Annotated in this window: 22 protein-coding genes; 3 read left to right on the forward strand and 19 right to left on the reverse strand. The window is 45.0% G+C overall.

The genetic code is table 11. The annotated features are described in order from the left end of the window. Positions 1-11: 11 nt before the first annotated feature. The 14 genes from ACZ5C4_RS15775 to ACZ5C4_RS15840 form a co-directional block, all read right to left on the reverse strand. The gene (locus ACZ5C4_RS15775; protein WP_464521811.1) at positions 12-659 is read right to left on the reverse strand and encodes a phosphate propanoyltransferase; all 648 of its coding nucleotides are present in this window, start codon (positions 657-659) and stop codon (positions 12-14) included. An 88-nt stretch (positions 660-747) separates the two neighbouring features. Continuing rightward, positions 748-1,026 carry a BMC domain-containing protein gene (locus ACZ5C4_RS15780; RefSeq protein ID WP_044954962.1) on the reverse strand — a complete coding sequence of 93 codons (279 nt, stop codon included), beginning with the start codon at positions 1,024-1,026 and terminating at the stop codon, positions 748-750. A gap of 233 nt (positions 1,027-1,259) precedes the next feature. Continuing rightward, positions 1,260-1,544 carry a BMC domain-containing protein gene (locus tag ACZ5C4_RS15785; protein WP_464521812.1) on the reverse strand — a complete coding sequence of 95 codons (285 nt, stop codon included), beginning with the start codon at positions 1,542-1,544 and terminating at the stop codon, positions 1,260-1,262. Positions 1,545-1,600: 56 nt separating this feature from the next. Continuing rightward, the gene (locus ACZ5C4_RS15790; protein WP_009003872.1) at positions 1,601-1,876 is read right to left on the reverse strand and encodes a BMC domain-containing protein; all 276 of its coding nucleotides are present in this window, start codon (positions 1,874-1,876) and stop codon (positions 1,601-1,603) included. 18 nt (positions 1,877-1,894) lie between these two features. Next, on the reverse strand, positions 1,895-2,248 hold the full coding sequence (locus ACZ5C4_RS15795; protein WP_186877087.1) for a BMC domain-containing protein: 354 nt from the start codon (positions 2,246-2,248) through the stop codon (positions 1,895-1,897). A gap of 30 nt (positions 2,249-2,278) precedes the next feature. Continuing rightward, the gene (locus ACZ5C4_RS15800) at positions 2,279-3,490 is read right to left on the reverse strand and encodes a zinc-binding dehydrogenase (protein WP_464521813.1); all 1,212 of its coding nucleotides are present in this window, start codon (positions 3,488-3,490) and stop codon (positions 2,279-2,281) included. A gap of 15 nt (positions 3,491-3,505) precedes the next feature. After that, positions 3,506-4,894: an aldehyde dehydrogenase family protein gene (locus tag ACZ5C4_RS15805; RefSeq protein ID WP_464521814.1), complete on the reverse strand. Its 1,389-nt coding sequence runs from the start codon at positions 4,892-4,894 to the stop codon at positions 3,506-3,508. Further along, a complete protein-coding gene (locus tag ACZ5C4_RS15810) occupies positions 4,885-5,406 on the reverse strand; it encodes a GlcG/HbpS family heme-binding protein (protein ID WP_464521815.1) in 522 nt (173 codons plus the stop codon). The genes ACZ5C4_RS15805 and ACZ5C4_RS15810 overlap by 10 nt, the downstream gene beginning before the upstream one ends. 43 nt (positions 5,407-5,449) lie before the next feature. Further along, entirely contained in the window at positions 5,450-6,271 is an 822-nt protein-coding gene (locus ACZ5C4_RS15815) for a class II aldolase/adducin family protein (RefSeq protein WP_186877083.1), read from the reverse strand. Positions 6,272-6,385: 114 nt separating this feature from the next. Then, the gene (locus ACZ5C4_RS15820; protein ID WP_464521816.1) at positions 6,386-6,847 is read right to left on the reverse strand and encodes a EutP/PduV family microcompartment system protein; all 462 of its coding nucleotides are present in this window, start codon (positions 6,845-6,847) and stop codon (positions 6,386-6,388) included. Between the two features lie 4 nt (positions 6,848-6,851). Then, entirely contained in the window at positions 6,852-7,214 is a 363-nt protein-coding gene (locus ACZ5C4_RS15825) for a BMC domain-containing protein (RefSeq protein WP_464521817.1), read from the reverse strand. Between the two features lie 6 nt (positions 7,215-7,220). Next, entirely contained in the window at positions 7,221-8,015 is a 795-nt protein-coding gene (locus ACZ5C4_RS15830) for a glycyl-radical enzyme activating protein (RefSeq protein ID WP_464521818.1), read from the reverse strand. 21 nt (positions 8,016-8,036) lie between these two features. Continuing rightward, positions 8,037-10,568 (reverse strand): glycyl radical protein, encoded by a 2,532-nt coding sequence (locus ACZ5C4_RS15835; RefSeq protein WP_464521819.1) that lies wholly within the window; start codon positions 10,566-10,568, stop codon positions 8,037-8,039. A 249-nt stretch (positions 10,569-10,817) separates the two neighbouring features. Next, positions 10,818-16,703 carry a family 78 glycoside hydrolase catalytic domain gene (locus ACZ5C4_RS15840; protein WP_464521820.1) on the reverse strand — a complete coding sequence of 1,962 codons (5,886 nt, stop codon included), beginning with the start codon at positions 16,701-16,703 and terminating at the stop codon, positions 10,818-10,820. 426 nt (positions 16,704-17,129) lie between these two features. On the opposite strand from ACZ5C4_RS15840, the gene ACZ5C4_RS15845 reads away from it, so the two are divergent. Together ACZ5C4_RS15845 and ACZ5C4_RS15850 are read left to right on the forward strand one after the other, a co-directional pair. Continuing rightward, positions 17,130-17,849 (forward strand): phosphatase, encoded by a 720-nt coding sequence (locus ACZ5C4_RS15845; protein WP_464521821.1) that lies wholly within the window; start codon positions 17,130-17,132, stop codon positions 17,847-17,849. Positions 17,850-17,938: 89 nt separating this feature from the next. Further along, positions 17,939-18,421, forward strand: a complete 483-nt coding sequence (locus ACZ5C4_RS15850) for a DUF6512 family protein (protein ID WP_464522363.1) — start codon at positions 17,939-17,941, stop codon at positions 18,419-18,421. A 78-nt stretch (positions 18,422-18,499) separates the two neighbouring features. Here the strand turns inward: ACZ5C4_RS15850 and ACZ5C4_RS15855 are convergent, their stop codons facing one another. The 4 genes from ACZ5C4_RS15855 to ACZ5C4_RS15870 form a co-directional block, all read right to left on the reverse strand. Next, positions 18,500-19,891, reverse strand: coding sequence for an SLC13 family permease (locus ACZ5C4_RS15855; RefSeq protein ID WP_464521822.1), 1,392 nt, complete (start codon positions 19,889-19,891; stop codon positions 18,500-18,502). Then, on the reverse strand, positions 19,892-20,449 hold the full coding sequence (locus ACZ5C4_RS15860; protein ID WP_464521823.1) for a chorismate mutase: 558 nt from the start codon (positions 20,447-20,449) through the stop codon (positions 19,892-19,894). A 62-nt stretch (positions 20,450-20,511) separates the two neighbouring features. Further along, complete coding sequence (locus ACZ5C4_RS15865) at positions 20,512-21,771, reverse strand: FAD-dependent oxidoreductase (RefSeq protein ID WP_464521824.1); 1,260 nt, start codon at positions 21,769-21,771, stop codon at positions 20,512-20,514. Positions 21,772-21,818: 47 nt separating this feature from the next. Further along, positions 21,819-23,285 (reverse strand): SLC13 family permease, encoded by a 1,467-nt coding sequence (locus ACZ5C4_RS15870; protein ID WP_464521825.1) that lies wholly within the window; start codon positions 23,283-23,285, stop codon positions 21,819-21,821. Between the two features lie 222 nt (positions 23,286-23,507). Here ACZ5C4_RS15870 and ACZ5C4_RS15875 point away from each other — a divergent pair, with 222 nt between their 5' ends. Further along, a complete protein-coding gene (locus ACZ5C4_RS15875; protein ID WP_464521826.1) occupies positions 23,508-24,443 on the forward strand; it encodes a LysR family transcriptional regulator in 936 nt (311 codons plus the stop codon). Positions 24,444-24,575: 132 nt separating this feature from the next. Here ACZ5C4_RS15875 and ACZ5C4_RS15880 read toward each other — a convergent pair whose 3' ends face one another. Beyond that, complete coding sequence (locus ACZ5C4_RS15880; protein ID WP_186877072.1) at positions 24,576-25,994, reverse strand: arabinose isomerase; 1,419 nt, start codon at positions 25,992-25,994, stop codon at positions 24,576-24,578. Positions 25,995-26,005: the final 11 nt, after the last annotated feature.

Below are 26,005 nucleotides of genomic sequence, written 5' to 3' on the forward strand. Positions count from 1 at the left end.
GCTTATCTCATTTACTTTATAATTGTCACTGTATCTCCGGTCGCAATTTTTGCTGCGTTTGCTTCATCTGTATCGATATGCATTTCCAGAGTAAAGCTGTCGTCCACACGGATTTGTACATGATTGAATATGGTTCCTCTCTCGTTATCTGCCTTTACAGATACAATATCCCCGTCATGTACGCCTGCTGCCATCGCATCTTTTGGAGCCATATGGATATGTCTCTTTGCAATGATGCAGCCTTCATTTAAATAAATCGCGCCTTTCGGTCCGACTACCGCAACCGCTGCGCTGCCAGCAACATTTCCAGATTCTCTGATTGGTGCTTTCACCCCGAGGCGAATCGCGTCTGTTGCTGAGATTTCTACCTGTGATTTTTTTCTTACAGGCCCTAAAATTCTTACATTTTCTATCGCACGAAGCTTCAGGCCTACAATTGTCACCGTCTCGTTGGAGGCAAACTGTCCGCCCATCAGCTCTTTTTTCTTAGTCAGTTGATATCCTTTTCCAAACAAAGCTTCCACATGTTCCTGTGTCAAGTGAATATGTCTCGCTGAAACACCGATCGGTACGACAAATCCACCTTCATTCGAAGATTTCTGTTTTTCTACCGCTTCCAGCACAAGCTTTGTAATTAACGCTACGTTATTGTTATCCATATCAATTCTCCTCATTAAGTATTCACAAGCCTTACGGCCGCCTGCGGCGGACGTAAGGCCGTAAATATTGTGTCAAACAAATGTTTTATTATTTGATTGCCGGAAGAATTTTCTCTACATCTGTGTGTGGTCTTGGGATTACATGTGTTGCAACTAATTCCCCAAGTCTTCCTGCTGCCTCTGCACCAGATTCTACTGCAGATTTTACTGCTCCGACATCTCCGCGTACCATTACAGTTACCAGTCCGGAACCAATTTTCTCTGTTCCTACCAATACTACGTTTGCAGCCTTTAACATTGTATCTGCTGCTTCAATAGATGCTACCAAACCTCTTGTTTCCACCATACCTAATGCTTCCTGTGACATTCTTCGTTCCTCCTTTTGAATTGTTGGTTGTTCTTGTTCTGCCTGATGTGCCGCCTGTTTCACTCTCTGTACTGTCTTTGACGGCGCTTTGGCTGTTGTTGTTTTTGTTGCCTTCTTAGCGGATGCAGCTTTTGCAGTACTGGTTGTCTTTTTTGCCGCACCTGCATTCTTGGATGTGCCAGTGCTCTTTGAAGCTCCGGCCGTCTTTTTTTCCTCTGCCATCACACTGCCTCCTAATTTACCCTGTTCACGCTCTTTGCGATAATCTTCAGTATCTCTTCATGAGGACTTGGAATTACCACATGGCAGGCAGGTTCCTTGATTCCGTTTGCTACGGCAGTTTCAATGGCCTGCGTGACTGCGGACACATCTCCTCGAATGATAATCGTGACAAGTCTTCCGCCTAATTTTTTCTCCCATGTGACCAGCTCAACTTCCGCTGTCTTGCACATGATATCTATGGCAACCACTGCTGCGGTTACACTGGGGATTTCAAAAAATCCATACGCTTTTCCCATGAGACTGCTCCCTTTCATTCATTCGCAGTTAAACCCTTCTCTATTTCAGAACTCTCCTATACTGTAGGAAGGATCTTCTCTACGTCGTTGTGTGGTCTTGGAATTACATGTGTTGCAACTAATTCCCCAAGTCTTCCTGCTGCGTCAGCTCCTGTCTCAACAGCAGCCTTTACTGCTCCGACATCTCCGCGCACCATTACAGTTACCAGTCCGGAACCAATCTTCTCTGTCCCTACTAATGTTACTTCTGCTGCCTTTGTCATTGCGTCTGCAGCCTCGATTGCTGCTGTAAGTCCTCTTGTTTCTACCATACCTAATGCTAACTGTGCCATTGCCATTTTATTTTCCTCCTAAATTTCTTCAATTTCTTTTTCGTTGATTAAATGTGGTTTTCCTTTATCTAACCCGCTAAGCTTCAGCATCTTTTCTGTATCCTCTGTCGGTCTTGCAATCTCATATTCAGCTACAACTCCCGCAAGCTCCTCTGCTCTTCGTTTTGCTGCATCTAATGCCGCCGTAACATCGGATACACTGCCGCGGAATTTAATCATTACAATCAGTGGTACAGGTAATTCATCTGCATTTGCCGGTTTATTTTTATCAAAGGTCTCCAGCCTGACATTTCCTGCCTTGCAGCCTGCGTCTGCCGCTGCAAAGGCGGTTGACAGCCCGAACACCTCCAACATGCCTACTGCTTCTCCCATAACATTTCTCCTTTAAGGGGACTGGCTTCATTATTTATTAATAATTGCAATCTTTAATCCCTTCATTGCCAGGTTTGTCTGGTGAGCTTCATTGATCTGCTCCAGTGGGAACTCATGTGTAATCAGCTCATCCATTGGAAGTCCGATTCCTTTTGCTCTCTTTAAGAAATCAAACGTTGTCGCATAATCTCTCAATGTGTATACCCAGGAGCCTACCAATGTAATCTCTTTGGAGCACAGATCAAAGTGTGGATTGATGGTTGCGTCTCCACCGTTGATAAAGAATCCAAGCTCGCACAGGCCGCCGCCATTTCTGATAAATTTATAAATATTGGCATGTGCTACAGGAGAACCTGTACACTGGAATGCGAAGTCTGCCGCATATCCGCCGAACGCATCCTTTACTCCCTGCGCCAGTGCTTCAATGCCCTGGAAATCTTTGAAGTTTACGCTCTTTTCTGCACCCATTCTCTTTGCGAAGTCGAGACGTTTCTGTTCGCCGTCCACCGCAACAATATTCTCAATACCCATTGTACGCAAAACTGCGATACAAATCAAGCCAATCGGCCCACATCCTTGTACGACAACTCTGCTGTTGAATCTTAAGATGCCTGTTGTTTTTGCTCTCTCTACTGCGTGTACAAGCACTGCACATGGTTCAATCAGAATACGGGACTTCAAATCCAGGTCACTTACATTAAATACAGTGGAACCTTCCCGAATCAATATGTAGTCTGAAAACCATCCGTTTAAGTGAATATCGTCATCCGGAAGAAGTCCATATACATCTGCTCCGCCGACATTCTGCTTGTTCAGGTCAAACATTGTAATATCCGGATCGTCCTTGAAAATCATACAGGTTACAACCTTGTCGCCTACTTTCAGCGGCTTTCCTGCGCTGTCCGCTTTTACGTTTTTACCCATTTTTACGATTTCTCCGGTTCCCTCATGTCCGAGCGCTACCGGAATCAGTCCAAACGGGTCTCTCTTAAATTCGTGTGCATCTGTCCCACAGATTCCACATCCCTCTACTTTGACGAGAATATCGCCGTCGCCAACCTCCGGCATCGGGAATTCCTTTACGTCATAGTGTTCCAGAGAAGTCAGCATCGCAACATGTGCGGTTTTTGGAATTGCCTGGCTTCCTGCGTTTGCTGTCTGTGCAGAAGGAATTGGTTTTTCCAGCATACTTTCCAGTACCTGTTTTACAACCGCTTCTACATTTGCAGAATTCATTTCCATGTTTTTTGTCCTCCTCTATCGAATACATAAACTGTCTGTCATTACGCAGCGTCTTCTCTTTGTAAAGGTGCTTGCGCTTGTAAGTCCTTCACCTGTTCTGCTGGCGATAGTAAATGTACAAAATCCTTCGCCGCCGAATCCAAGAGCCGCATAAGACGGTCCGTTTTTCACAAGAATCGCCGTATCGATTGCCTTTGCATATTTTGTGATATTGTCTACATTCTTAGAATGGATATGTGCAGAATGTCTGTTTCCATGCTCCAGCCACACCGCCTGCTCCACTGCGTCATCAAAATCCTTTGCTCTTACTACGCCGAGAATCGGCATCATAAGCTCTGTCGCAATCAGCGGATGTTCCTTTGGCCCTTCGAATGTAATGCAGCGGATGTTGTCCGGCACTGTCACGCCGATCATGCCAAGCAGCGTCTTTGCGTCACGTCCTACACATTTTCTGTTTAAACGTCCGTCCTTTAATACGACTGCTGTCAAAGCGTCCTGCTCCTCTTTCGAAGCAAGGTAGCACCCTTGTTCCTCTATCATATAATGCATCAGCTCATCTGCCACGCTGTCCACTGCCACTATCTCTTTTTCTGCAATACATGGAAGATTATTGTCGAATGTACAGCCATTTACAATATCCTGTGCAGCCTTGCGAATATCTGCTGTCTCGTCCACCAGCGCCGGCGGATTTCCTGCACCTGCTCCGATTCCTCTTCTTCCTGAAGAAAGAACCGCTGTCACAACGCCTGGCCCTCCAGTCGCAGCAATCAGTTGAATTGCTTTGTGTTTCATCATCACATTGCTCGTCTCCAAAGTCGGATGCTCTACTGTGCATGCAATGTTATCCGGCCCGCCTGCTTCTACAGAAGCTTCATTCAGCAGATTCACAGCATAGATAGAAGTTTTAATCGCCGCCGGATGCGGGTTAAATACGACTGTATTTCCGCCTGCAAACATTCCGATTGTATTGCAAAGCACCGTCTCACTCGGGTTTGTACACGGTGTGATTGCTCCGATTACCCCGAATGGGCCCATCTCGATAAGGGTAAGCCCTCTGTCTCCAGACCATGCCGTTGTTGTAATATCTTCTGTTCCCGGTGTCTTTTCTGCCACCAGCTGATGTTTCAAAATCTTATGTCCAACATTTCCCATGCCGGTTTCTTCCACACCCATACGTGCAAGAATTTCCGCATTTTCTTTGATTTTCCTGCGGATGTTGGAGATTACTTTTTCTCTGTGGTCCAGGGTCATTCTCGCAACAATCTTCTGTGCTTTCTGTGCGGCTGCAATCGCCTCGTTCATGTCAGCAAACACACCTCTGTTTCCTGACACATCAGATGCTATCTGCATTTTTGCAAGCACTTCCTGCACAATGTCCTGCACCATCTGTTCATTTACAGACACGCTAATACCTCCTTAAAAACGTCCCTTCCATAAGCGGCAATCTTCGTATCCTGTTCCGCTGTACCGCCGCTTACCCCCAGGGCACCTATTATTTTTCCATCTGCTTCTAACGGTTCCCCTCCGCCGAAGATAACAATTTTACCTCCGTTTGTAAACTGGATTCCGTATAAAGACTGTCCCGGCTGGCTCAAATGGCTTAACTGTTCCGTAGACATCTTGAGGCTCGCTGAAGTAAATGTTTTATTGATTGCAATATCAAAGCTTGCTATGTAGGCATCGTCCATGCACTGGACGGCAACAGGCCTGCCCGCCTTGTCTGAAACAGCAATTACCACATTGACCCCTATTTCTTTCGCATATGCCTTCACCTTTTCTATCAGTGCATTTGCAAGATTTAAAGTCATCTCTTGTTTTTTGCATTTACAGACATGCCCGCCAATCTGATTGGAATGTTTTTCTTCCATCTCTTCCAGCACAGCTTTCACTGCTCTGGTAATATCCTGTTCGTTCATAGCAGTCCTCATTTCTATATGCTCTATATGCTTTATGCTTGTCTTAGTTCATTCCTAATTGATCCATAACCTTCTTTGTAATAGAAGCAACCAAGTCTGCGTCCGCATTTCCAATTGTTGCAGAAGCAGCTTTTGCAGTGCCGCAGCCACCGCCGCAGGTATGGCAGCTTGGTTTTCCTGCTTTCGCATTTGGACACAGATTTGCAGGATGTTTTCCAGGAAGCCCGAACTGTCTTCTGATCTCATACAATCTTTCTACCTGTTCTTTGGAAAGTTCCTGTGGCCCGCCAATCTGCATACTCTGCCATAACAGACGTGCGTAGAATTCTACGGATTCCATCTTATGGTAAGCGTTCAATAAAGAATCGGAGTAGGTCAGCGCTCCATGATTTTCCAGCAGCACTGCATCAAAATACTGCAGGTGTTCTTCTACTGCATCCGGAATCTCTTCTGTTGACGGTGTACCATATTTTGCAATCGGAACACATCCTAATGCAATTACCGCTTCCGGCATAATTGGCTGTGTCAGCGGAATTCCTGCAATCGCAAATGTCGTTGCATAGAGAGGATGAGCATGTACAACCGATTTTACGTCCGGTCTTTCTTTATACACACGCATATGCATTTTGATCTCTGATGACGGCTTAAATCCTTTATTTGCCTGGATTACATTTCCGTTTGCATCCACCTTACAGATATATTCTGGTGTCATAAATCCTTTGCTAACCCCTGTCGGTGTGCACAAGAATTCATTATCGTTGAGTTTTACAGAAAAGTTACCGTCATTTGCTGCAACCATTCCACGATTGTAAACTCGTCTGCCGATTTCACACATCTCTTTTTTAATCTCATATTCGTTTTGCATTTCTTCTCCTCCTTGGATTTCTGAACAAAACAGCATAAAATATTTGTTTTGTGTTGTTTCTAGTTGAATATTACCACACAATCCCACATTAGTCAACTAATTTTCATGTTGGTTTTATTGGAAATCTTCTTCCCAGGGGAGCACATCTCCCTCCTCTTTTAAATACTCTAAAATTTCCGGAATTCCTTCGTATTTTTTAGAATCAACATAAAAAATTTTCTTGCATCCGGCAAGTCTTAGCCACCTCTTGGCACGTTCTACATTCGCGTTTTCATCATGGATTTTTGTCACAATGCCAACCACCTCTCGGTTGCACATAGATGTGCAGCAGGGGGGATACAGAGAATAGGGCTCTGTCGCCGATAAAAGCAGTCCCACAATATCTGCTTCATAAGCGTACAGCGCCAGTGCATACCCCAGATGTTTTGTCTGTGCATATTCTCCCGGTGTATCGATAATCACATCAAAATTGTTGACATACTGGGTCTTGTGATAGTGTATCTTTTCTCCCTTGAGAGCCTGCGTCAATGTAGTTTTTCCACATTCGCTGCGCCCCATTAGTACAATTTTTTTCATAGAATCAAGTCCTTGTTATCTCGCATACAGAGAAGCCCATCTTCTCTTTTACATAGGAAAGAACTGCCCGAATCGCCGCTTCTGTCTCAGAAATGGTTCCTGTTACAATCAGAGTTCCACTAAAGCGATCTACAAACCCCAATTCAATTCCTGCCGCTTTGATAGCAATATCGGCGGCAATAATGGCTGTTTCCGCCGGACTGATTGTCAGAACTCCTATCGCAGATTTACTGTATTCTACTCTTGGATCCAATCCCAGCTTTTCATACAGCGTAATATCTGGACTGGCAATTAGATGTGCAATCGTAATTTCTTTTCCTGGAACCAGCTCTTGTACAATTCTTTCCGGTATATGTTCCTGTGCCATCTTCTTTTAACCTCCTATCTGACATTCCATCTGCGATGCTTCTTTTGCCGTCTGTAAAAGCACTTCCATCTTTTGATTCTCCGGCGGCTCTACATCTCCCATCAAATACTCTCTTCCAAGTCCGGCATATTTATCCTGTCCAAGCCGGTGGTAGGGAAGCAAATGGATTCTTTTTACATTTCCTATCTCTTTCGCATATCGGGCAATGTCCCTGATTTCCTCTTTTGTATCATTGAATCCAGGAATCACCGGTATGCGGATACTTAATTCTGTCTGTCCGGACGCCGCTATCTTCCTTGAATTTTCCAGCATCAATTCATTGCCTCTGCCGGTAAATTCTTTATGTTTTGCAGAATTCATATGCTTAATGTCGAGCAGATACTGATCCAGCCAGGGAAGAATTTCTTCTATTACCTGATAGTCCGCGCATCCCATACTCTCCATCGCTGTATTGATTCCGCTTTCCTGCGCGGCGCGAAGCAAATCTCTTGCAAATGCCGGCTGGCACAGGCTTTCTCCTCCTGACAGGGTAAGTCCTCCCCCGGTTCTTCTATAGTATACCCTGTCTTTCTCCACTGTCTCCATCACTTCTTTTACTGCGACGTCTTCTCCAATGATCTTGGGCTCGCCCTGTACGTACATCGTCTGAATTTTATATTCCTGGGATTCCGGATTACAGCACCACCTGCACCGCAGTACGCACCCCTTCAAAAATACAATCGTCCGGATTCCCGTACCATCATGGATGGAATATCTCTGAATATCAAAAATTCTGCCCTTTGTCTGTAAATATTCTTCCATGTCCTTTCCTTTCTTCTCTATTTAGAAGCCTTGCTCTGTCCTGCGGATAATATCATCCTGCAATGACTTGGACAATGTTGTAAACAGCGCACTGTATCCCGCAACCCTGACAACAAGGTGCTTGTACTGTTCCGGATGCTTCTGCGCATCCAGAAGTGTCTCGCGGCTGACTACATTAAACTGCATATGGCTTCCTTTCTGATCGAAATAAGAACGGATCAGGCCGACAAAGTTTTCGAGTCCTCTTCTGCCACTCAACGCAGAAGGATGGAATTTCTGATTAAATAACGTTCCATTGGACGCAATGTAATGATCCAGCCGAGATACGGAATTTGCCGCTGCTGTCGGTCCATGCGTGTCCTTTCCTGCTGATGGAGAAACACCGTCCGCAACAGGTGTATGCGCAAGTCTTCCGTCCGGTGTCGCACCAGTCTGCGCTCCCAAAGGAACATTTGCCGATACAGGATACAGACCTGCCTGGAACATTCCGCCGCGCGGATTTTTATATTTCTCGAGTGGTTTTGTATATGTATACGCTACATCTCTGGCAAACGCATCTACTTCCGGCAAATCATTTCCAAACTTCGGTACTTTCTCTATCAGCTTCAAAATTCGTTCGCCGTTTTCCTTCGCTTCTGCTGACTCCGACGCAGCTACCACGCTCTTTAAAATAGCCTCCACCGTCTGTGCATTTACTGTTTCTCCGGCCTCCTGCATTCCTTGTGCAACTTCCTTTGTAATGTCAGCCACATCTTCATCACTTAGACCTTTGCCATAGTTCGTAAGCAATGCTTCTTTTAATTCCTTCATGGTAATCTTCTTTTCGTCATACACCAATGTCTTGACTGCATAGAGCGCGTCTGCCATATTTGCAACGCCGAATCCCTGAGGGCCTGTGAAATTATAGACGGCGCCGCCCTCCTGTACTGTCTTTCCTCGTTTCATACAGTCATCTACCATAGAGGACAAGAAGGGAAGCGGACAGCGTTCTGCGTGCGCTACATCAATCGCATTGTCTGCGTTGACGAGCAGCTTAATGGCATACTCCATCTGGATTTTATAGGCATGGTAGAATTCTTCAAATGTTTTCATATCCTCTACCTCACCAGTCTTTGGCCCAACCTGTACGCCCTTGTCTTTTCCATTATGGAAAACCAGCTCCAACGGACGGCACATGTTGAAGAATGCCGCGTCATGCCAACCTTCTGTCTTTCCTGCCTTCTGCGGCTCCACACAGCCGATAATATTGTAGTCCCTTGCGTCCTGAAGTGTAAGACCGCGGCTTACCAGCGCCGGAATAATCACTTCGTCATTATAATACGCCGGAAGCCCGATTCCTGTACGGGTCAGTTCTGCTGCTCTTATCAGAAATTCGTGCGGAGAACCATTCCACACCCTTACAGACAGAGAAGGCTGTGGAAGTGCAACATGCATAGATGCATTGATGCACATAAAGGACAAGTCATTTGTCACATCTACCCCGTCCTCATTTACTCCTCCGGCTATCAGATTTTGAAACAGGCTGTAGCCTGCAAATCCTTCCGCGGATACTGCGTCACGGCATTTATTTAAATCATTTAATTTCACCCATACACAGTCCATCAGCTCTTGTGCAAATTCTCTTGTAATTTTCCCGTTTTCTATATCCTTTTTATAATAGGGATACATATACTGGTCAAAACGTCCAGGAGAAATAGAATGTCCGCTGGACTCGATCTGAAGAAGCTGCTGTACAAACCAGAAGGACTGACATGCCTCATAGAAGCTGCTTGCCCCTTTCTCCGGTACATTCGCACAGTTCTGCGCAATCTGGAGCAATTCCATCTTGCGTGCAGCATCTTTACAGATTTCCGCCTTTTCAAGCGCAAGACGGGCGTATCTTCTCGCATAGGCAATCACTGCATTGCAGCTTATCATTACTGCTTCTAAAAAACGAGATTTCTTCTGGTAATTTCCATCAGCCAGACTTAACGACGCAAGCTCTTCTTCCGCCTTCTCTCTAATCCCCGCAAAGCCGATAGAAAGAACCTCTCCATATTTTACGGTGACATGTCCCACACCATTGTAGAAATAATTTCCCGGCGTAAACATATTGTGCTCCATCGCAAGCAATGTCTCCGGCTCCATGTAGGAGGTCGCCAGCTCGCTTGTTGTACGGCCCTTCCAATATGCGTCCGCCTCTTTTAATTTTTGTTTTGTTTCTTCTGAAATATAGAACGGATCTGCAGTTCTAGTCTCTACCGTGTCAAATTCTGCCTCCAGCCATTCATAAGAAAATTCCGGATATGTCTGACATCCTCTCGGCGCGATCGTAGTGCTGCCCACGATCAGCTCTAAGTCTCGGATGACAATCGGAATATTTTCCAGAATGTGTGCAAATGCCTTTGCCCTGCGAATCACCATGGGGTCTTTTTCTGTCTGCTTATAGGATTCTGTAAGCAGGACTGCCCTGGCCGGTTCAATCTCCGGCATCTTTGCATACAGATTTTCCACCAGACGCGGAATTCTGTCTGACTTTGGAATCTCTGTACTGTCATATGTATACAATCCCATTTTGACCTGTTGCTCCTTTCTTTCCTCTTCTTCCTGAAGTACAGGAGAAATGACTCTCCACCCAGTTTGTTTTCATTATATAAAAAAGAATCTTTAAAGTCAACAAAATCAACATAATTTCTCTTTTTTATTATTGGTTTTTCGATTATTTTGAATATTTTCATTGTTGATTTTATTGGTTTTATAACAATATGACCCTGTCAAATGGGCTTACCATCTGACAAGGTCTTCTGTTTTTATCTTAATTTGTTATTTATCTTTTCCGTCTCTCTTTCTTCGAATCGCAATAACTGTCACACCTCCTGCAAGAAGAAGTGCTCCTACAATTCCAATGACAGGCAAATAGAATCCTTTTGTATCATCTCCCGTTTTTACCGCATCTGCCGGCTGGCTGTCTTTGTCTTTATCGGAATTTTGCGTCTGTTCCTCATCTGTTATCTGTATTTTTTCACCTACAACAAACACGCCCAGCCTGTCTGATTCCAGAATGATTTTTCCGTCCTCGCATCGGAATGCCACTTTGTCAAGTGTTCCGTCTTCCGCTGCCTGATAAAGGAGAAGTCTGTCCGTATCATATCCTTCCGGTACCGGAATTTTTACAGTTACTCTATTTCCTGCAAGATCTATTTCCTGTCCGTCTTTTAACACTTTCACTTCATACGGTATGATAGAAGAACAGGTATCTTTCAGAGCTTTTGTATACGCATCATAAGCGTCGCCTTTCTGGAGCTGCGTCACTTTCAGTACGGCGTCTTCCGGAAGAATCCCGGCCTCTGCCTCCACTGTGATTCCAGTCTTTTCATCTGTCAGTATCACCGGATTTAAAACCGCCTGTTGTACGGTTACTGTTATCTGTGCGCTGACTGCTTCCGGATTTTCATAGGTCGAGCTTCCGTTGATCGTACCGGTCAGCACATACTCTCCGGCTGTATTTCCATCATAATTTCCACTCCACTCTACGGATGCCGACACAGTTGTCCCGTCACTTAAGACAGCCTCTACCGTCTGTGGAAGATGCAGATCCTCCCATGCCGTACCGTTTGCCACAAGTATATTTTCCGGATTAGTTACAGATTCGATTACCGGAAGTGTATCTGTGACAGATACTTGATTCTGCGCCTTTAGCGAGAACTCATTTCCTATATTCAGGCTGTTGATATAGAAGCTTTCAGAGTTTCCGTTTCGTACGCCGAATCCGCCGCTTACCGGCATATTGGGATCTACGTCGCACACGTCTACAAGCTGTTGATTTAGATATGTATAAATCTTCCCATCTATTGTGGCAATCAAGAACTTGTTTTCTCCGTCCTTCAATTGTATGGATACCGTATCAAAATGCTCCGCATCTCCTTTATGCTTCTTCAACGTGCCGTCTGTTCTAAACTGCCAGAAGTACCGGTGGCTATTATCTTGTGTATTAAAGGAGATACTGGCCGCTGTGCTCTCAATCGTAAACGAACCACTGATAACACTTCCCTGTTTATCCGCATCTGTATTTATCACCTTTTGTCCTTTTTTGGCATAGAGTTTTCCATCCTTGACTTCTACTCCTTGCAGCGGACTGGTTTTTCCATCAAATGCCCATACTGTATCTACTACAATCTTATCTGAAGCAAACTTCTCATTCAATTCATCTGTTTTTTGCAGTGTAGACGCGGTGATAACAGCTTCTCCTTCTTTTAGCCCTGTTATCGTGCCGTCTGCCTCAATTTTTACTGCATCGCTGTCCGCCTGGAATGTTACAAGAGACGGATCGATTGCTTCTTCATGCCCGTCGCTATATACCGCTTTTAAGACGGCCTTCGTCGTCTTGCCGACACCGATTGCCGCATCCTTGCTTTCTATCTCCAGCACCATATCTGTCATAACGACCGGAGCAGGAGACACATGAAAGTCTACAGAAGCGGACGCTTTCTCGCCCATATATTCTGCTGTCACAGTTACAGCAGCCGCCCCTTCTGAGACCGCCGTCACCGCACCGTCTTTATCCACCGTCAGGATATTTTCATCCGAGCTTTCGTATGTCAGTGTAAGTCCGTCTTCTTTTGTGATCTTATCTCCAAACTGATCGGTAACTCCTGCAGAAATCGCTGTTGTTTCTTCTGTATAAAGTTCTGTCTTCTCTGCATTTGCTTTTACTGTCAAATGTGGTTTATATTCTGTTTCCTCATCGCTGATTTCAATATGGTAAGAACCGGAGCCCAATTCTACAAAAAGGTAGCTTCCATTATTCACCGCTTCTGTCTTCTCTTTGTCTATCAGCAGATACCCCAGATTCTTATTCGTAACCGGCATATATACCTTTGCTTTTGTATTAGCCGGAATTGTAACATCTGCCACAAGAGCATTTTCCTTATCCGCATCAGAATAGGAAACCTCTACTGCTCCTTTTACTGTAGGCGCCTTTACCTCGGCAGAGGCAATATCCCCCGGCTGAATCTTAATATCAAATTCTTCAAATCCTGCCTTTGTCGGAAGAATGCCAAAGGTTCCCTGCACAATAGAGCACCCCGGAGCAGCTCCCCAAGGATGTGACATGGTCATGTTGCCTTTCCATTTATGTCCCCAGGCTTCCGGTGTAATCGTACAATGCAGATCATCTAACAGAGAAGCAAATGTTTTTACATTCTCGCCCACCTTCGGATTTGTCATTAGTTTTTCCGCATACTCGCCATGGTTTCCATTATAGAGCCCTTTTAAAATAAAGTATGTGACATACACACTTCCCTTGAATTCTTCTTTACACTGGTTATATACAAACTCGCACATGTCATCTGCCATTGACTGGCTGTCAAACACACCGTAGCACAGCGCGTAAGCAGTAGCATGGGTAGAAGAATGTTTGGTTGCATTATAGTTCTGATCCAAAGAATCATAGAAGCAGCCGTTTTGTTCGTCATAGGCGTACTTCAGAAGGGATTCTTTCAGCTTCTCTGATTTCTGCGTGTAATACTGGGCATCTGCCGTCTCTCCTAACGCCTCGCTTAAAACCGCCATGTCAAGATATATCCCTACATACTCTGCATTGAACACTACATCATAATAACTGCTCTGGTATCCGTCTCTCTCACTGGTCGGCCAGTCGATAATCGCACTGTTTCCTGCCTGACTTCCGTTTGCACGTATCAGTCCGGTTGCCGCATCTTCGTATTCCACCTCTGCAGTCAGCTTCCGTTTTAAAGCGTTATAGTTTTCGCGCAGCGAATCGATATTTCCTGTATAGAGATAATCCCAATAGGTCATCTCCACAGAGAAAATACGGTAGTCATTCGGCCAGGTTTCATTATCCATCAGCCACTCATTGGAGTGACGCGCCAGGGAGTAATTATCAGACACCGAATAACTGGTATTTGAATTTACAAGCAAATCGCCCTCATAAGGAGCGCGTTCTCTTGCCTGTGAATCAACGAACACATCCTGATTTGTCGCCTGGATCGTATATTTGGACAATTCATACAGACGGTTCATCAAAGTCGCCGCGTCTGTACCGTCTGTAGCTTCATAGGAAGAGTCGTTTTCGTCGAAAGGCTGCTGAATCGCCCAGCCTGTCACGCTGTCCGGATTATCCGTCATGCTCTTCTTCGTCTCATCATCCAGTCCGATAAATTCTATATACCGAACATTTCGCATAGTCACCGTCTCAAAGGCATTCTCTCCTTCTCGAAGCGTCCATATATCTTCATAGTCGGGCACTGCCGAAAGCTGCCATTTCACAGTTCCGTCATCATTCATCTCCTCGCCCATATGAACCGTCACCTTCTGCTTTGACGCACTGTCAATGTCTACTTTGATGCCTCCGATGATTTCCTTTCCCAGATCTACAACCACATTCCCCTGATCATTCGTATAAATCTTTTTCGTCTCTTCTTTTGTCTCTATGCGCAGGGCGTTTTCAGATGAGAAGGGATAGAGCACTCTTCCGCTTGTTCCGCTGGCCGCATCTGCTACCGGACTGTTCACCTGGGCAGGCGCCCATTCAGAATCGTCAAAGTCTACTTCATTCCAGCCAAACGGATACGCATTTGCATTGATATTTTCATGGAGCAAGGTGACATATCCCGTACCGATACCGTCCCCCTTATCTCCAAATGCCTGTGTGCCGTCCAGCGTCTTCCAGCCGGAGTCTTCTACACTGCTGTTTGTCACGATCTCTTTCGTGCCATCCTTATAAAATACAGTCATCTGTACAAGCACTCCGCGATTTTCATCCCGACAGTTCCCAATCACGCTGATTACATTTTCGTCGCCGTCTCCCAACAGTTCCGTTACATCGTATGAATTATAGAAAACCTGCGTATAATTGCTTGTCCCGCCATACGAGCCAACCTTCCCCAGTTCTCTGGCAGAACCGGCTCCTAAGCATGTCCCGTTCATAAATAAATCCGCGATGGTTCCTCTGTCCTTTGCAGTCCCGCGTGTAGCAATACTTACAATCGCTTTGTCTACGTTTTCTTTATTCTCTATTGTCAGTCTGGGGCTTCGAATAAAGGAAAAGCGGCTCAGTTCAGGAAGCTTCTCTTCTTCTCCGGCCTCTTTATCCGGATCGAATACGGAAAAAGCAGACTTTTCCACCTCCAGCACTCCCTTTTTTACACTTAGTCCATTTCCGGAAAATTTCCCGTCATCCTCTGCAAAGTCATTCTCATATACAACACTGCCTTCTTTGGATGTAATTTTTATATCATCTATCGTTCCGGCTTCTGTTCTTCCTGTCCGATAGCCAAACTGTCCTTCCGTCAGATTGCCCTGTCCGGAAATATCTGCTGTCTCTTCCACTTCTACATATGCGGAGCCGTCCTTTGCCGTCGTATCAATCGCAAAAGAAATAGCGGAGCCGTCCAGCACTGTCTTTATACGGAAAGGTGAGCCGTCCGTCGGAAGCGTAATACCGGAATTGGAAAGGTTGATTTCCTGGAATGCGCTCGTGTCTATGTTTCCGCCCGTAACCTTATGTAATTTGATCACATTATCCTGCGTACGGATCTGTGCCATATAGCCGCTTTTTTCTTCTGCATTGATGTGAAGCAGCATAGCCAGCGCATCTCCCTCTGTAACTGTCATGGTCTGTTCTATTGTATAATCGCCCCAACGAAAGACTTCTTCGGCCTCTGTATAGACAGACTGTACGCCTTTGCCTACAGACAGTTTTCCATCGGCAACCGTACATCCCGGAAATCTTCCATCGTCTGCGTCAAAGACAGATTCATAGAGAACCCCGCCGTCTGCCGCAGATACTTTCAGATTGTCTATCGTCCCTGATTCCCAGAGTCCTGTCCGATAACCAATTTTTCCGGATGTATAATTGCCGGATTCTGTTATATCCACCTCACCGGCCTCCACATATCCACTGTCTCCCTGCATAGCCGTATCCACTGCAAAGGAAAGCTTCGACCCTGCCGCCGTCACTTTCAGCTTAAACTCTGTGTTATCTTCGGGAAGTGTAATCCCTTTCTCTGCCAGATTTATTTCCGCAAAAGCAGTCTTATCAATGGTTCCTGCGCTAATCTGGTGTATTTTAATCACATTGTCCTGATTACGCGCCTGTACCATATAACCGTTCTGTCCATCTGCACTCATACGAATTAAAAGCGCCAACGCATAACCTCCGCTGCCGTCTCCATTTATCGACATGGTCTGTTCGACTGTATAATCCGTCCATTCGTCTTCTGCCGGTTCTTGTGGTTCTTCCGGCTCTGTCACTGCATTTGGTGTCGCCCATATACCGTTCAGACTTTGCCACTGGCTGGCAATATCCGTCATAAACGGACGTGCATCAGATAACGGGCTTTCCGCCCCATCTTTATCTTTTGTCTGCACCTGCCAGTAATACAATTCATTATCTTCTAAAAGCCCTTCTAACGCATCTGCGTGGACATAAGAGCTTTCTGAAGATTCTACCCAATCCGTATCCAGCACGTCCCCCTCTAACGCTGATGTAGAAGATACCACTATACGGTATGCTGTCTGGATCTCATTTTTGTCCTCGTCGTGGACAACCCAGGAAAATGCCGGATTTTTCGTATTGATGCCATATGCATATTCCAGCATCTCTACTTTTATATCCGTCGGTTTACCTGGCGGAGTATTCGGTTCAGCGGCATAGGCTGTACCCCCCCCCCACTCCAGAAAACACACCGGAGGTAAACATCAGAACTGCCATAACTTTTGCTACCGTTCTCTTTTTCATTTCTTCATTCCTCCTGATGTCTGATTTGTTCCTTTCACTGCTTTTTTTGGCAGCTACTTTGTATTATGTACTCCGTACGCAGTGTACAGATATACTCTTATTTTCCTTATAAAAGAGCGCTCCGGCAATGGTAATATCTTTTGATAGCTGGTAAAATTTTTCACACTTTTCCACAATGCCAACCTATATTTTTATATATAATCTCAACTCACAACAAAACCCACATTTTCTTATTGGTATTTGTTGTTTTTTATCAGAATTTCATTGACAAATCTATAAAAACTTATCATACTATAGAAAGATAGAGTCACGTCCTCTGTACAATGGCGCTATCCATCTTTTATTGCTATCTATCCAGTTGAAAGGTGATTTTTATGCGTTCCTATGAATTCGATATACATACACATACGATTGCCAGCGGACATGGCTCTCATGCTACCATTACCGATATGGCGAAAGCCGCACGCGCAAATGGTTTAAAAATGCTGGGCATTTCCGATCATGGCCCTTCCACACTAGGCGGTGGTAAACCTTCTTATTTCCGCAGTCTGCCGCACGCGAACAGGGAACGTATGGGCGTGCGTATGCTCTACGGAGCTGAGGTCAGTATTTTAGACTGTAAAGGAACGCTGGATTTAGATGATGAGCTCTTATCCCGCCTTGACTATGTGATAGCGAGTATACATCCTCCCAGGAAGTCTGGCACTATAGAGGAAAACACTGCCTCCTATATCGAGGCAATGAAGAACCCTTATGTAACAATTATCGGACATTGTGATGACACAAAGTATCCGGTAGATTATCTTACCATTGTAAAAGCCGCGATAGAATATCACGTACTTTTGGAAATCAACAACAGCTCTTTAGCCCCAGATGGATACAGAGGAGATACCCGTTTTAATGATTTGATGATTTTAAATCTATGTAAGCATTTTCAATACCCTGTTATTTTTTCCAGTGACAGCCACGGAACCGCACATATCGGAGACTTTACATATGCCGCTTACCTGGCGGCAAAAGCCGGTATGCCTGAAAATTTGATTCTAAATCATTCTATAAAGGCTTTCTTTGGATTTTTAGGTGAAAAGGGCTGACTTCATTTCCTTTGTTTCCCGTATATATTTTCATAGAATCTGGGGCAGATTAACTGTGGGGTGATTCTATGAAAAAGATAAAAAAATCTATGTTGTTTGGCGCTGTATTCTGTATTATAGTGGGTTCTCTGAGTCATTTTTTCTATGAATGGACACACTTTCATCCTGCTGCCGGTTTCATTTCTCCTGTCAGTGAATCCACCTGGGAACATATGAAACTCATATTTTTCCCTGCGCTTTTCTATTCTCTCCTCCTGTTTATCCTATTCAGAAAAAAATACCCGACGCTTTTTCCTGCATGTCTGGCCGGTCTGCTTTGCGGTACTCTCTTTATTCCGGTTTTCTTTTACACGTATACAGGGATTCTCGGTTATCATCTGTTTTGGCTGGACATTGTAACCTTTCTGCTTGCGGTCTTCCTCACCTTTTTTCTTTCTTTTCGCCTTTTCCTTTGTCAAAGAATCCGGCGCTTTTTTCCGTTTCTCCTTATCTTGTCGTTCCTGTTCTTGTCCGCCTTCTTCTATTTTAGTTTTCACCCTCCAAGTCTGGGGATCTTTTCTATTCCCCAGTAGAGGGCAGCTCGGTTATCGCAGCAAAGAAAAACTGCCACAGCCGGTATTCTCATACCGCTATGGCAGTTTTTCTCTCTTTTAAATCAACTGTATAAGCTTCCAGTACGGCAAAAATAAGCAAATCGCCGCCAGGTATACAAGCACAGTCACAGGAATTCCTAATTTTGTCACATATTTAGACGGGAAATAGCCGTCCGACGTACCAATCATCAAGGACACAGAGTGAAATGGCAGAACAGCATGGAAGGATACGCTGATAATGCCAATATAAACTATGACCTCCTCCGGTACCAGTCCACCGCATATAATCATCATTCCCGGTACAATCACAGACAGGGTCGTCGTATTACTTCCCAACACCATATGCAGCGCCATTCCTGCGAAAATCATAATAAGAAAGTATAGCACAGACAACTGTTGGGGAAAGAACCCCTGCAAAGCTCCAAACACCTTATCTGCAGCTCCGCACGCCTCCATTACTCCACCGATAGAAAACGCCGCAGTCAGAAAAATCAATGTCGTCACATCAATCGCTTTGATGTCCTCTTTGTGTAAAATCCTTATGCCATACAACAACGCTGTGGAAACCGCGCTTATCAGTGTATTGTTCACACCATGCAGTCCCTGCGTCATCCACAACAGCACCGTCATACAGATAATCGTCATGGCTATTTTTTGTTGTCTGGTAAACGGTTGTTTTTCTGCCTTTTCTTTTACCACAATCTTATATCCATGCAGTTGTTTTCTAAATAGAAGCAGGAACAGCCCCAGTATAAAAATGCATAGGATAAGCGTAGGCAGAAACATTGCCTTTACCCACATCCCGTTTGTAATTTGCTGTTCAGCAAATCCCGCAGCCACATAATTCATAATCATATCCGCGTCTTTTGCAGACATATTTACCACAGCATAGAACAGAAACACCCCGTACATCAGCACAGAATAGACTTGCCTGGGGACTGCCGCCTGTTTTAGGAATCTGTCAAATACTGCCGCCACGATAATCAGCCGCGCCAGAGGCTGCGGGATCACATACATGGTCAGATAGAACAATGCGATCACCGCCAAAAGACACTGAAACGGCGTATGTACGACTCTTTCAAGTAGCGGACTGCATATCCGGTCGATCATTCCCGCATTGGAGATCGCCCTGCTGAACAGGTAGGTAATCACCAGCATGGGAAACGTTTCCGACAGGGGAAATGAAAATACGGTTTGATACCCTGTCTGGCTTACCAGCATGAACAACAGCAAAAGGAGCACAGCCGCCGGAATTTTCTTTACGATTCCGCTGCTCCACCAGATGATCGCCAAAACCACTCCCGCAGTCACCGCAGACTCCCTTAGATCCATACCGACAGGGCGTAAGAAAAAGAGGACTGCCGGAAGCACAAAGCTCATAAAAAGACGGCTGTACCATTGTCTGTCCGCCCTGTCCGGAAGGATATATTCTTTCCATATCTCTTTCATTTATTCGCTCATCACCGTTATCGAAAAATCAAATGCCTCTTTTCCAATCTGGCACAGCGCCCGCCGCATTTCACTGTTCTCAAGGTTTCCCTCCAGTAGTATAACAGCGGTCTGTGTCTCCCCTTCACTTTCCAGAGACAACTTCTCTATCCGGATGCCATTCAGATGAAGGACATTCAAAAAATGGTACAAATTATTCTTCTCCCTGTCCATGCGGAAGGTAATTTCCACCCTATTTTCCTCGACCGCCTTCTCTTTCTGCACCTTCAGAGCCTTCTCTATCACGCTGTCCTGCATACCAGACAAGAAACCATATTGATATTTTCTACTGACAGTCATCAGGTACCGGAGAAATTCTATATATTCCGACTGTACTTCTTTTACATCCTCCGTACGTTTTCTGATGATCTCTTCCTCCCTCTCCGGTACATATACGTCGCCCCCTGTCCGGCTCTTCTCCTGTGCCACATTTCTTGCACATTCCATACGTTTTAGAAAGAGCTCTTTCATCTGTGTGTCTACATTGTCTATTTCACATCTTATTTCTTCTAATGTCATTACCTTTATCACCCTTTTCTATTTTTCTATGGAGCCCCAAATGTAGAGCTCCATCCTTTATTTTATACCAACGCTTTCTGTCTTTTCAATTCTGCGCGTACATTCTCTACGTCCGCCGCGCCATATAACGCCTGCAGGGCCGCTGCCACTCCCGCCGCATGTCCCGTTGCAAAGCAGGTTCCCATGACTCTGACTGCCGCGAATGCCGTCTCATCTGCCGATACCATTCTTCCTGCTCCATATAGATTGTCTATATCCGCTGACTGTAATGCCCCCAGGGGAATATCAAAGTAGCTCCCCTTCTCCACTTCCAGATAGGTACCCATTTTATTCACATCCTTATGTATCTCCGGCTTCCAGCCACCGCGCGCCACCCCGTCCTCATATTTGCGTCGTGTCAGTACATCCTCCGCGGTGATCGTCTTGCGCCCCTTCATCTTCCTCGTCTCTCTAAAACCGATAGACGGGCCAATGACAGAGAGCTCTCCCAGCTCCATTCCATGCATATATTTTTTTAATGCCTGTACATAATAGAGCACTTGTCTCCTCGTCTCTGTCTCAAGTCTGGTCAGTTCTTCTGCGGAAAGTCCTGTTGGCAGAACGCTGGGAAGCAGTACAGTCACAATATCCGATCCTTTATTTTTCAAAATGAATCCTTTTTCCTTTGTAAGATGTGGAATTCCTTCTTCTTTTGCTTTTAGAATCGCTTTTTCCACCGCGGCGGGAGACATATCACAGGAGGTGTCCACTCCACTCATACGAAATGGCATTGTCGCCGCCTGTACTTGTTTTTCTCTATCGCCCCAGGTCGTCTCTGCTCCGGACAAATGTGCCAGATTAGCATCTCCGGAAGCATCTACAAAGCAAGCCGCCTTTACCTCGAATTCTCCTTCATCATCGATGCACCGAAGCACCTGTAAATTTCTTCCCTCTTTTTTTACCCCGATCACATAGGCATGGAGGAAGAAGTCTGCCTTTTCCCGCATCATAAGATTATCCAATGCACACTTTAAATATTCTGGCCGGAAGTTAATATTCCTGTTCCCGGACGGGGAAATAATATCATCTGTTCCTACTCCCAGATGCTTCATTTCTTCCAGCACTAAATCCCCAACGCCTTTTACTACACGAACCGGATCTGCTCCACAGGAATAGAAACCGCAAAATGCGCTCACCCCCGAATGTGTCGCTTCACCGCCCAAATATGGATTGCGCTCGATAAGCAGTGTCTTCGCGCCTGCCTTAGAAGCGCCTACCGCAGCCGCCACACCTGCCGTCCCTCCGCCGGTAACTACTACGTCATACATATATACTCTTTTCATATGCGTCCCTCGCTTCTTTTACTTTTTTACCTCTTTGTCTCTTTCCTTTATCCAATTACAACGGAACCGATCGGATAGGAAATGAAAGTCAATACGAGAATCGCCATTACCGCAAAGATTCCTCCCCATATAAACATGGATTTCGTTGTCGTCCAGCCGGAACCGATCGCCACCGTATTAATTGTACTCTGTCCTGCCGGCGTCATGTTGCAGATTGCCGCACATACACCTACCATGCAGACTACCGCGCCTACGTGAACAGACCCTGCCGGAAGCGCCGTCAAAACAGAAAGAGCAACAGAACTTACCACCGTAGTTGTCACAATATTGGAAGAAAAGTTTGTCTCTATGATCGCCCATGTCATAAAGAACAAGATCATACCTATCACAGGCAGGTTTGCTGTCAGCGGAGACAATGTATCTGTCAGCCACTGGCTTACTCCGATTTCTTCGTTTGTAAGGCAGGATCCAAGCCATGTCGCTGCTCCTGTCATCAGTATGCTGCCCCACAGCACACCTTTAGTTGATACTTCTTTAAAGTCCAGAATCCTCTTTCCATCTGTTTTTGTAATAAAAAGAATAATACATCCTAAAAGCGGCGGCATTGCCGTTGACCAGCCGTTTATCGTCTCATAGAGCTCCGGCATAGGCCCCTTTAACAGACTGGGCCCCACCCACAAAAATACTGTGAAGAACACAACCCCTAAAATAATCTTTTCTTTTAAATCTGCCGCCGGAACCGTCCCTTTCAGGCCCATCGCCTTCTCCGGACTTAACTGCTCTATATCGTCGGGGCGGTAGAAAAATTTAAAGACAAGAATCAAAAGTGTGATTAAAATGATACCTGTCGGGATTCCCATTGCCATATACTGAAATTGATTCACGTCATTTCCCGTTGCCGCTGTATAGTATCCAATCGCCATCGTCGGCCACACATGACCGATTGCCGTCATACCGGAGGACAAGCTGATACAAAATGCAGTTCCCATCATAAGCATATTTCCTGTTTTTCCGCCTTTTTTCACTTCCAGAACGCGGAAAATATCCTCCAAAAACGGCATGAATGCTACAAACAGTACAGACGGCGACACGAACAATCCCATAAATGTCACCGCGGCAAGCAGAAAGCAGACGAAAAACCATGGGCCTTTCCGCGCAATCCTGTTTGTGATGAACAATACCGTACATCTTCTTACAAAATTTGTCTTTGCCAGCGGGTAGACTAGCATAAAGGTAAAAATCAAAAATGCAACCGTTGAATTTCCAAACGCCCCCGCAAATGTCTGTGTAAATCCAAACACTGGAATGAATCCCAGCGCGAGCAAGGTAAGCATACTCGGCCAGTCAATGGAAATCGTAATCCACATAACCAATGAGCCAAAAAACACTCCTAATACAGCGATTGCGTCTGAAGAAAGACCCCCAAACTCAGGCACCAGCCTGGATCCAATGATAATCGCTAACGATAAAATTAAAAAAAATATTTCCTTACTTTTCACAGCTTTATCAGCCATCTTGCTACTCTCTCCTTTCATAGGGCTTGTCAAAAGCCTGTCCGCCCTTTACGCAAAACACTGTCGACATGTTTTTCATTTATCTATATCTTATGAATGAAATTGACATTTGTAAAATATAATTATATTATTATATCAATAGTTTTTTCCTATAACATTTCTATTTTTTGTACTTGTTTTATATTTTTTATATCTATTTTTTACAGCAGAAAGGAGAATTTTATGCAACTTCAACAATTACGGTATTTTCTTGAAATTGCAAAGGACAAAAGTATCTCTGCCGCCGCCAAAAATCTATACATTTCCCAGCCCTCCCTCTCCCAGCAGATCATCAATCTGGAGAAGGAGCTTGGAATCCCCCTGCTTATCCGACATTCTAAGTCTGTAAGCTTAAGCGAAGCAGGGGAACAATTTTTGATTCATGCACAGCGTATTGTAGGTGAAACCACACAGCTTTCCGAATTAATGCATAAACATAGTATTTTGCAGGAGGGTACTCTTCGTATCGGTATGCTCTGGATCGCCGGTTACATTAATCTTTTTCAAGTATTGGCAGACTATCGGAAGCTCTATACTAATTTAAAGTACGACTTGAAGATCGACGGCACCGCTATTCTGCTCGACCAGCTTTTAAAACGGAACCTGCACAGCGCTTTCATCATTGGTTCTGACGAGCAATTTGAACTGCAAAAGGATTTATTCTTTCGAAGGATCATGATGGATCGCTACGTCGCCGTAGTTTCCTCTGAGCATCCTTTTGCCGGAAAAAAGTCTCTCTCCCTCAGAGAGCTTCATAATGTACCGGTTATAATGCCCTCCAAAGCTTCCGCCTTTTACCGACAGCTTGTCCAGTATTTCGAGCAATATCACATTACACCTACGTGTATCTGTGAAACAAGCCAGTCAGATACCGTCGTCCGGCTCGCCGCGCAGAATTTCGGCGTTGGTTTTTCCTCAGATTCTATCGCCCGTTCCATACAGACAAAAGAGTTTCAGATCATTCCCCTGGAAGAAGCGATTGTCCGGCGGATATACTATGTCACACTAAAAGAGCTTCTCGACTATCCTTCCATTCGAAGCTTCACACGCTATGTTACGCATTATCCATTTGATCGCCTTAACAGCGAAGAAAAAGAACCCCGTAAAATCACAAAATGATTTTACAGAGTTCTTTTTCTTTGGGTTAGGTTTTTATTTTTCTAACTTTTTTGGAGGAAAAATTGAAAAATAATTTTTTATATTCCAAAAGGCTTTCGCCTTATTGGCTGTTTTACTGCGGAATCTCTTCCTTTATCTGGTTACAATATCAACCGGAACATTGAAGATCTTCGCTACCTTCAGTATTGTATCGATATGTCTGCCTGTAGCGGCCGCAAAATGATGTGTCGGCCCACATTCGCTCCAGCGGTTTACAAATTCTCTTGCCCCGCAGGTAAAGCGTGTTCTCATATTTGTATCGCCAAAGGAAAGAATCTTGCCTTCCTCATTCACGCCTTCTGCAACAATGAACTTAAAGTGTCCGTCTCCATCCTGTGTAATAGCCAGATAGGTAACAGGGCCTGTATATGGATAGAACTGTGTCAGATAGCCGCCGCCTGTCTTTCCATGGAATACTTTCACAATCTTCATAGTCGGTTTCTTATCGGAAATATCCGCATCACCGGAACCACTGTGTCCGATAATGGCAATATCGTCGTTAAAGTCAATGGAGTACATCTCCGCAAGCTGTCCGGTTCCGGAGATTGTCTTTAAGATGCTCATTGCCATAGCAACCTTCATATCTCCTTCTACCGCACATGCCGTCCCCTGCTTAATCAGCATGGAAAATGCAGGAATGAGCATACTGTCAAGAACGCCGGCTTTTCCCTGTGCAAAGCCGTCATAATGGGAAGCAATCAGACCAAGCTTTTCATCTTTCACCCACTGCTCAAAGGCTACGACATATTTTGCCATCTCCCATACTTCTTCAATACTTCCGCCGCCTTCGATATCGAATGTATCCAGGATGTCCTGTGCCTTTGCGCGGATCGCGTCTTCGTCTGTAATGTCATCCGCAATCGCCCACATCTTCTCCCAGTCGAACTGTTTCGTATACAAATCCATTCTTCTGTACAGATTGGACTCATCAATGTAGAGATCCATCATACCTGGATAAGGTCTTCCGATCTGCGCAATATTGGTGTCGCGGAATCTTCTTCTTACCTGTGCAGCACGGCACCAGCTCTCAATTTCTGACTGAACAGCCGGATCGCCTCCTTCGACAACACCGGTAATCACTGCGTGTCTCTTGCCATATCTCTCAAGGTCTGCCACCATCTCGCCGACAGCGCCGCATGCATAGCCTTCTCCAAGCCAGGACGCAATATCTGTATGATCGTAATCCAATGCTTTTAATTTCTGTACATTGACAAGTACAACCGGAACATCCAGATCCTTCACTGCCGGAAGCATGTTATAGGATGTTGCATAAGTAAGCAGCTGCATAAATACAAGATCTACATCTGCCGCGCGGAATAAATTGCCCGCTTCCTGGGACTGCTCCTTTGTTGTTACCATTCCGCCGTCAATAATTTCCACCGTCTCGGGAAGTGTTTTCTTAAATGCATCATACTGTGCCTCAAATTCTGGTACCAATGATGGGAACTGCGGCAGGTATGCTCCTAACGCGATTGAAAATACACCTACTTTTGCTTTTGTCTCAACTAACATTTTTTCTCCTC

The organism is Mediterraneibacter flintii, assembly GCF_055387595.1.

Coding starts and splice junctions, on each gene's coding strand:
- ACZ5C4_RS15775 (WP_464521811.1), bottom strand. CDS start 659: ATGGATAACAATAACGTAGCGTTAATTACAAAGCTTGTGCTGGAAGCG.
- ACZ5C4_RS15780 (WP_044954962.1), bottom strand. CDS start 1,026: ATGTCACAGGAAGCATTAGGTATGGTGGAAACAAGAGGTTTGGTAGCA.
- ACZ5C4_RS15785 (WP_464521812.1), bottom strand. CDS start 1,544: ATGGGAAAAGCGTATGGATTTTTTGAAATCCCCAGTGTAACCGCAGCA.
- ACZ5C4_RS15790 (WP_009003872.1), bottom strand. CDS start 1,876: ATGGCACAGTTAGCATTAGGTATGGTAGAAACAAGAGGACTTACAGCA.
- ACZ5C4_RS15795 (WP_186877087.1), bottom strand. CDS start 2,248: ATGGGAGAAGCAGTAGGCATGTTGGAGGTGTTCGGGCTGTCAACCGCC.
- ACZ5C4_RS15800 (WP_464521813.1), bottom strand. CDS start 3,490: ATGGAAATGAATTCTGCAAATGTAGAAGCGGTTGTAAAACAGGTACTG.
- ACZ5C4_RS15810 (WP_464521815.1), bottom strand. CDS start 5,406: ATGAACGAACAGGATATTACCAGAGCAGTGAAAGCTGTGCTGGAAGAG.
- ACZ5C4_RS15815 (WP_186877083.1), bottom strand. CDS start 6,271: ATGCAAAACGAATATGAGATTAAAAAAGAGATGTGTGAAATCGGCAGA.
- ACZ5C4_RS15820 (WP_464521816.1), bottom strand. CDS start 6,847: ATGAAAAAAATTGTACTAATGGGGCGCAGCGAATGTGGAAAAACTACA.
- ACZ5C4_RS15825 (WP_464521817.1), bottom strand. CDS start 7,214: ATGGCACAGGAACATATACCGGAAAGAATTGTACAAGAGCTGGTTCCA.
- ACZ5C4_RS15830 (WP_464521818.1), bottom strand. CDS start 8,015: ATGGAAGAATATTTACAGACAAAGGGCAGAATTTTTGATATTCAGAGA.
- ACZ5C4_RS15835 (WP_464521819.1), bottom strand. CDS start 10,568: ATGGGATTGTATACATATGACAGTACAGAGATTCCAAAGTCAGACAGA.
- ACZ5C4_RS15845 (WP_464521821.1), top strand. CDS start 17,130: ATGCGTTCCTATGAATTCGATATACATACACATACGATTGCCAGCGGA.
- ACZ5C4_RS15850 (WP_464522363.1), top strand. CDS start 17,939: ATGTTGTTTGGCGCTGTATTCTGTATTATAGTGGGTTCTCTGAGTCAT.
- ACZ5C4_RS15855 (WP_464521822.1), bottom strand. CDS start 19,891: ATGAAAGAGATATGGAAAGAATATATCCTTCCGGACAGGGCGGACAGA.
- ACZ5C4_RS15860 (WP_464521823.1), bottom strand. CDS start 20,449: ATGACATTAGAAGAAATAAGATGTGAAATAGACAATGTAGACACACAG.
- ACZ5C4_RS15865 (WP_464521824.1), bottom strand. CDS start 21,771: ATGAAAAGAGTATATATGTATGACGTAGTAGTTACCGGCGGAGGGACG.
- ACZ5C4_RS15870 (WP_464521825.1), bottom strand. CDS start 23,285: ATGGCTGATAAAGCTGTGAAAAGTAAGGAAATATTTTTTTTAATTTTA.
- ACZ5C4_RS15875 (WP_464521826.1), top strand. CDS start 23,508: ATGCAACTTCAACAATTACGGTATTTTCTTGAAATTGCAAAGGACAAA.
- ACZ5C4_RS15880 (WP_186877072.1), bottom strand. CDS start 25,994: ATGTTAGTTGAGACAAAAGCAAAAGTAGGTGTATTTTCAATCGCGTTA.